This window comes from Ligilactobacillus animalis KCTC 3501 = DSM 20602 (assembly GCF_001434535.1).
In the GTDB taxonomy this organism is placed as follows: domain Bacteria; phylum Bacillota; class Bacilli; order Lactobacillales; family Lactobacillaceae; genus Ligilactobacillus; species Ligilactobacillus animalis.
The window spans coordinates 20,920-27,706 of the sequence record NZ_AYYW01000004.1 but is presented as its reverse complement, the minus strand read 5'-3'; the positions used below and the strand labels follow the sequence as shown (position 1 = coordinate 27,706).

The window sequence follows — 6,787 nt, the reverse complement described above, 5'->3', positions numbered from 1 at the left end:
GCAATGATGAAATTAGACCCGCCAGAAACACGGGAGATCAATTACAGTCAAACACGTAAAAACGTTACTAAGTGGTTCGATACAGAGTATAGCAAGTATCAGAGATTAGCCAGCATCCCAGTTATTTCAAGCGTACGTTTATCACTTGCACCACGATCCACCACCAGCGCAAACAGCGTAGAAGATACCACAGTCAAGCGGGCAAATGCTAAGCAAGTGTTAGAGTTTGTAAATGCGGTCCTTGATACATTAGACGAGCGATCACAAAAGATCATACGATCCCGGCACATTCAAAAGCTACTTAGTTGGCAAGTTGAAGAGATAGTTAATCTTAGCAGACCGCAATTATACGTCCAAGACTGCAAAGCATGCGCACAGTTTGCGCAGACTATGGACATGACAGCAGGCACGAACCTAGCAGCATACAAGGAGACATCAGACAATGAAAGATAAAACACTGTTAGAGCGACTAATCGCATTGGCGTTACTAGAATTATTGCAGGGCGTAAGGATTGCTTTATACATTGGCGTAATGTAAAACAAAAAAGGGATGCATGCTGTAACATCCCTTTTTTACTGCACAAAAAAGCGCCCTGGCACGATCACCAAGACGCTACATGACTAAAATTAAAGAGTACCCAGCTAGAATTATATCATACCTACCCCAATACATTAAGATAGGGCACACAGTCCATTGTGACGGGGTATAACAATGCACTAGGATAGGTCAAACAGCAAACAAAAACGCCCCTAGGGATGAACCCGCAGGACGAATAAAATTATATGTATCATGTATTATTTTAAACCACTTAGCCCGATCGTTTTTTTGGGTCTCTTTTGGGTCTCCCTTTGGGTCTCTTTGAGATCGTTTTAGGTCTCTTTTTCATAAAATGGAGACCCAAACACTTCTAAAAATACCTTAACCACGCTAAAAATCGCACGCCATTTCTACAAGGACTATTATACCAAAATTGATAACAAATATTTTCCCAGAAAGGATAAGATATTTAAAAACTCAAATGATAAAGGTATAATGAAAGGGTCAAAGAATTTTATGAAGGGAATTTAGATATATATGATCACATTAAAATCACCACGCGAGATCGAAGCAATGGCAAAGTCTGGTGCGATCTTAGCGGGGATGCATGTAGGCTTGCGCGACATCATCAAACCGGGGATCTCGAGTTGGGATATTGAAGAATTTGCTAGAAAGTATTTTAAAGAACATGATGCAGTTGCTGCTCAGATCGGATTTGAAGGGTATGAATATGCAACTTGTGTCAGTGTCAATGATGAGATCTGTCATGGCTTCCCACGTAAGAACTTGATCTTAAAAGAAGGCGATCTGGTCAAAGTCGATACAGTAGTGGACTATCATGGAGCGTTTAGTGATTCTTGCTGGAGTTATGTAGTGGGCAAAGCAACACCAGAAGTTGAACGCTTGATGGAAGTGACAAAAAAAGCGATGTATCTTGGGATCGACCAAGCAAAAGTCGGTAACCGGATCGGCGATATCGGGGCTGCGATCCAAAAATACGTTGAGGAAGAAAATGGTTATGGCGACGTTCGTGAATTCATCGGTCACGGGATCGGGCCAACAATGCATGAAAGCCCAAATGTACCGCATTATGGTGAAGCAGGTAAGGGCGTTAGATTGCGTGAAGGGATGACGATCACGATCGAACCGATGGTCAATATCGGTGACTGGCGGGCTGATATGAGTGATCCAGATGGTTGGGTCGCTCGGACTGCTGATGGTAGTTTGTCTTGCCAATATGAGCATACGATCGTGATCACTAAGGATGGTCCTAAGATCTTGACCTCACAAGATCCAGATATTGATGCAAAATATCTCTACCGTCCATAGTGGGCTGTTAAAAGAGATAGTAGAGTGAGGCGTAATTTTTCGAATTGTGTTATAGCTTGTAAATCTGGGTAACACTGGTATAATTAAATTTGGAATGCTCAAGCGTTACCATTGTGACTATAGTGGGACGTAGAAAATTTTAAAGAGGTATTATTAAATGAAAGTAAGAAAAGCAGTTATTCCTGCCGCTGGTTTAGGGACACGATTTTTGCCTGCAACTAAGGCTTTGGCTAAAGAAATGCTGCCAATCATCGATAAACCAACGATCCAATATATCGTTGAAGAAGCTAAAAAATCTGGGATCGAAGATATCTTGGTCGTGACCGGTAAAGGTAAACGTCCGATCGAAGACCACTTCGATTCAGTTCCTGAATTGGAACAAAACTTAAAGGAAAAGGGTAAGACTGAGTTGTTACGTCTAGTCGAACAAACGACTGATATCAGCTTGTACTTTATCCGCCAATCACATCCACGTGGCTTGGGTGATGCAGTTTTAATGGCCAAAGACTTTGTGGGCAATGAGCCATTTGTGGTCATGCTCGGTGATGATATCATGGAAGACAAAGTGCCATTGACAAAACAATTGATGAATCGCTACGATGAAACACATGCTTCAACTTTAGCTGTCATGAAAGTGCCACACGAAGAAGTCAACAAGTATGGTGTCATCGATCCAACTTCGGAAACCAAACCTGGCTTATACGATGTTAAACAATTCGTTGAAAAACCAGATGTTGATAAGGCTCCATCTGATTTGGCGATCATTGGGCGTTACTTATTGACCCCAGAGATCTTTACGATGCTTGAAACTCAAGAACCAGGCGCTGGTAACGAGATCCAATTGACAGATGCGATCGATCGCTTGAACAAGATCCAACGCGTATTTGCACACGAGTTCAAGGGTCAACGTTACGATGTTGGTTACAAGTTTGGCTATCTTAAGACTTCGATCCAATTTGGTTTGCGCCACCCAGAAGTACAAGCTGAATTGAAAGAATATATCAAAGAATTAGGCAAGACACTTAAATAGTCGAAAAAAGCTGGGGCTGATCCCAGCTTTTTTAATTTCAGCTAGGGGGAGGAATTTTAGATGACACGTAAACATCATCACGACAAACGCAGTCGACGTGGTTTAGCGTTAGTATTGAAAATAGGGCGGCTGCGCTAGTTGTATTATTAGTATGTGTTATTGCATGGAAAAATGAGACGGTCCATAGTAGATTAGTTAGTGCTTTTGGTGATAATGAAAAGTTGCAAAAAGCAGAATATGACAAGCAACGAGCACTGGCGGCTAAAAAATATGGTTCTTCGACAAAAGAAGAAGCAAAAGTAGTGGATAAAGAGTCTGTTAAAGCAGATCCAAGCCAAAGCTCAACTGTGAAAAAAGCTAGTGAAAGTGAGCGTTCAAGTTCTAATTCTAATTATGGTACGTATACTGTCCAGTCAGGGGACTATCTCTCAACGATCGCAGCTAAGTACAATACAACGGTCCAAGAACTAATAGAGTTGAACGATCTTGAAAGTTCACGGGTAGCTGCGGGCGTGACGCTTAAAGTTCCAATGCAAGAACAACAGACGTCAACGCGTAGTGCTGCAACAGAGTAAATGAGGATATAATGGAATTTAAGACAGTCAAACAAGAGTTGGATGCTTTCTACAAAATTGCGAGTAAAAATTTTAAACGCGCTAATATCAGTAATACTGCGATCGTGATCGCGTATTATACCTTAGTTGCGATCTTTCCGATGGTCATTTTTATCGGAAATATTTTGCCATTATTGCATATCAAAGCAAGTGAGATCTTACCCTATTTAGAAATGGCAGTTCCGAAGGCGGTCTATACTACGCTGGAACCCTTATTAGAAACTTTTTTGAGCAATGGTTCTTCAGGTGGGGTCGCTTCAGTCAGTGGGGTCATCTCCGTTTGGGCGGCTAGTCGAGGGATAAATGCCTTAAAGAAAGCTTTCAATGAAGCATTTGGAGTCGGAAATGATCAGGGGATCTTTACCCAGCGGATCTTATCATTTTTGATCACGATCTTTATCGGAGCGCTGTTGGTGATCGCCTTTATCGTATACAGTTTTGGGCAATTAGTTTTAGAATATCTCATCCCGATCTTTGGGTTGCCCTTGGATTGGTTGACGACTTTTACTCAATTGAAATGGCCAACGACACTTTTAGGGATCTTTTTGATCATGTGTTTATTGTACCTGTTAGTCCCAAATGCGAAAGTCCATTTACGCTATCTTTGGGTCGGAGCTTTATTTTCGACGCTAGGATGGATGCTCTTGACCCAAGGCTTTAGTATCTATGTACGTTATTTTGCGCGGTCGGTCTTGAGTTATGGAACGATCGGGACCTTTATCGTATTGCTGTTTTGGATGAATTACAGTGCTTTAGTGATCATGGTCGGAGCAGTTATCAATGCTACTTTGGAAGAGCGCAAATACGGTACGATCCGGTCTAAACGGACCTTAGATCACTTCAATGATAGTTCAGTCAAGCGTTTCTTTAATTGGAAACGTGGCTCTAAATAAATTAAATGCCAGCCGTTTTAGCAGCTGGCATTTAATTTATTCTGCGGTCAGTTCAGCTAGATAGCCTTCGATCTCACTCAAGGAAAAGCCTTTACGATAAAGGGCTTGTTTTAATTTAAATGAACGTTCTAGTTCGGGATAACGTTGATAACGCCGTAAAAGTTTAGCGCCTTGTTCACGTAGAGCCTCAAGTTGAAGCGTATCATCTTTTTCAAGGGCTAATTCTTCGAGCACCAAACTAATGGTCTCACTGCTAAACCCTTTAGTTGCAAGGTGTTGATAGAGTTTATTTTTTAAAGTTTGAAAGGCCAGTTTTTTATTTTTAGCGACAAATTTTTCAGCTAGCTTAAATGCAGTCTGGACTTGCTGCTCGAGACTAAATTCGGTGAGAGCCTCATTGATAAATTCTTCAGCTACCCCTTTTTGTTTAAGCTTTTGTGAGATCACAAACGGTCCTTTATCCGTTGTCTTAGCCGCTGTGCGGACGTAACTTTTAGAATAGGTCAAGTCATCTAAGAGATTTAGTTCGACTAACTTGGAAATGATCTGATCTTGGTCATTTTCAGGGACCTCAAGTTTAGTTAAATAGGTCTGGATCTCTTTTTTGGTACGCAATTGATAGCTGAGATGATCTAAAGCTTTATTGTAGGCCTTAGAGAGCAAGTCGGCTTGTTGTAAGCGCTCGATCATTTCTTCATCAAGTTCGAGGCCCTTAGCGAGACGATATTTGATCAAAACATCTTCGCTGACGGGAAAAGCGTATTTACCGTCTAAATAGATGTTGAAACGTCCGGCTTTCTTTTGTGTTACAATCGCAGTGATTTTTTTAGCCATCAATTTTCCTCTTTTCTAATGATGTTACTACTATCTTAGCTTAATGTGTTATAATTTCAAAGATAAAAAATGGAAGGAATTTTAGTGTGAAACGAGTAAAGCCCAAAATGGCCTCTGGGGTCAGATTGAAAAAAGACCAAAAAATTGTTGTGACGATCAAGCGTTTAGGCATAAATGGTGAGGGGATCGGATATTATAAGCGAAAGATCGTCTTTATTCCTAAAGCTTTACCAGGAGAAGTCGTCTTAGCGAGTGTGACAGAAGCTAAAGAAAAATATGCCAAGGCGCGCTTGTTAAAGATCAAACAAAAAAGTCCAGATCGCGTCCAACCAGTGGATAAATATGATGTTGGGGGGATCGAACTTGAAAATTTAGCTTATCCATCTCAATTGGAATTTAAACGAGATGTGATCGCTCAGGCTTTAGCTAAGTATCGGCCAGCTGGTTATAAAGAATATGAGCTTCGGCCGACTTTAGGAATGGCTGATCCTTATCACTACCGCAATAAAGCTCAATTTCAGGTGCGTAAAAATAAAGCGGGGCAAGTCATTGCTGGCTTATATAAAGAAAATAGCCATATTTTAGTTGACCTACCGACTTTTGCGACGCAACGTGAATTGACGATGAAAGTGATAAATACTGTTCGAAAGCTACTAGAGAAATGGCAAGTCCCGATCTACGATGAACGCAAGGATCAAGGGACAGTTAAAACTTTAGTCGTCCGGGAATCCTTTGCGACGGGAGAAGCGCAACTGGTTTTCATAACCCGAACAGCGCAATTGCCCCGCAAAAATGAACTGTTGGCTGAGATCAAGCAGTTATTACCAGAAGTAGTATCGGTGATGCAAAATATCAATCCGCAAAAGACCTCTTTGATCTGGGGCGAAGAAACACAATTATTGATGGGAAAAGAAAGTATCACTGAAAGATTGGGCGATGTTAGTTTTGAATTGTCAGCGCGTGCCTTTTTCCAAATGAATCCCCTCCAAACTAAGGTCTTATACGATGAAGTCAAAGAAGCTTTAGAATTATCACCAAATGAGACTTTGGTCGATGCTTATTGTGGTGTAGGTACGATCGGATTATATGTGGGTAAGGATGCTAAAGAGGTCCGAGGAATGGACATTGTGCCCGAAGCCGTGGCCGATGCGCAACTAAATGCCAAAAAAGCTGGGCGTCAAGCTGTTTATACGACCGGTAAAGCCGAGAACGTCATTCCAAAATGGATCAAAGAAGGATTTAGCTTTGATGCTTTAGTCGTCGATCCCCCACGAACCGGTCTAGATGACGCTTTGATCAAGGCGATCTTAAAATATCGTCCAGCTAAGTTTGTCTATGTTTCATGTAATCCTTCGACTTTAGCGCGTGATCTAGTGGCGTTGACCCAAGCTTATCGTGTTGAATATATTCGCTCGGTCGATATGTTTCCACAAACAGCGCGGGCTGAAGCAGTCGTTAAATTAGTTAAACGCGCCTAGTAAAAAATAGTGCTCGAAGAATTTTGGTCCCAGTTATATTGTCATAGGCATTTTCTGCAATCTTTGGTATA

7 protein-coding genes are annotated in these 6,787 nt (G+C 41.4%); 6 read left to right on the top strand and 1 reads right to left on the bottom strand.

All coding sequences use genetic code 11. The features are described 5' to 3' along the window. The 5 genes from FC30_RS01750 to FC30_RS01730 form a co-directional block, all read left to right on the top strand. The coding region (locus tag FC30_RS01750; protein ID WP_235804161.1) for an ArpU family phage packaging/lysis transcriptional regulator at positions 1 to 453 on the top strand (453 nt) is incomplete at its 5' end. A 622-nt stretch (positions 454 to 1,075) separates the two neighbouring features. Continuing rightward, positions 1,076 to 1,867, top strand: coding sequence for a type I methionyl aminopeptidase (gene map, locus FC30_RS01745; RefSeq protein WP_010688444.1), 792 nt, complete (start codon positions 1,076 to 1,078; stop codon positions 1,865 to 1,867). 157 nt (positions 1,868 to 2,024) lie between these two features. Beyond that, a complete protein-coding gene (gene galU / locus FC30_RS01740; RefSeq protein ID WP_010688443.1) occupies positions 2,025 to 2,897 on the top strand; it encodes a UTP--glucose-1-phosphate uridylyltransferase GalU in 873 nt (290 codons plus the stop codon). A gap of 221 nt (positions 2,898 to 3,118) precedes the next feature. Continuing rightward, positions 3,119 to 3,472 carry a LysM peptidoglycan-binding domain-containing protein gene (locus tag FC30_RS01735; protein ID WP_010688442.1) on the top strand — a complete coding sequence of 118 codons (354 nt, stop codon included), beginning with the start codon at positions 3,119 to 3,121 and terminating at the stop codon, positions 3,470 to 3,472. Between the two features lie 11 nt (positions 3,473 to 3,483). Further along, complete coding sequence (locus FC30_RS01730; RefSeq protein WP_010688441.1) at positions 3,484 to 4,404, top strand: YihY/virulence factor BrkB family protein; 921 nt, start codon at positions 3,484 to 3,486, stop codon at positions 4,402 to 4,404. A gap of 36 nt (positions 4,405 to 4,440) precedes the next feature. On the opposite strand, the gene recX is transcribed toward FC30_RS01730, so the two are convergent. Continuing rightward, positions 4,441 to 5,238 (bottom strand): recombination regulator RecX, encoded by a 798-nt coding sequence (gene recX, locus FC30_RS01725; RefSeq protein WP_010688440.1) that lies wholly within the window; start codon positions 5,236 to 5,238, stop codon positions 4,441 to 4,443. 107 nt (positions 5,239 to 5,345) lie between these two features. Between recX and rlmD the strand changes: the two genes are divergently transcribed. Then, positions 5,346 to 6,716, top strand: a complete 1,371-nt coding sequence (gene rlmD, locus FC30_RS01720; protein ID WP_033192996.1) for a 23S rRNA (uracil(1939)-C(5))-methyltransferase RlmD — start codon at positions 5,346 to 5,348, stop codon at positions 6,714 to 6,716. Positions 6,717 to 6,787 lie beyond the last annotated feature (71 nt).

Excerpts from the sequence above, each read along its gene's own strand:
- map (WP_010688444.1), top strand. The coding sequence starts at position 1,076 with ATGATCACATTAAAATCACCACGCGAGATCGAAGCAATGGCAAAGTCT.
- galU (WP_010688443.1), top strand. The coding sequence starts at position 2,025 with ATGAAAGTAAGAAAAGCAGTTATTCCTGCCGCTGGTTTAGGGACACGA.
- FC30_RS01730 (WP_010688441.1), top strand. The coding sequence starts at position 3,484 with ATGGAATTTAAGACAGTCAAACAAGAGTTGGATGCTTTCTACAAAATT.
- recX (WP_010688440.1), bottom strand. The coding sequence starts at position 5,238 with ATGGCTAAAAAAATCACTGCGATTGTAACACAAAAGAAAGCCGGACGT.
- rlmD (WP_033192996.1), top strand. The coding sequence starts at position 5,346 with ATGGCCTCTGGGGTCAGATTGAAAAAAGACCAAAAAATTGTTGTGACG.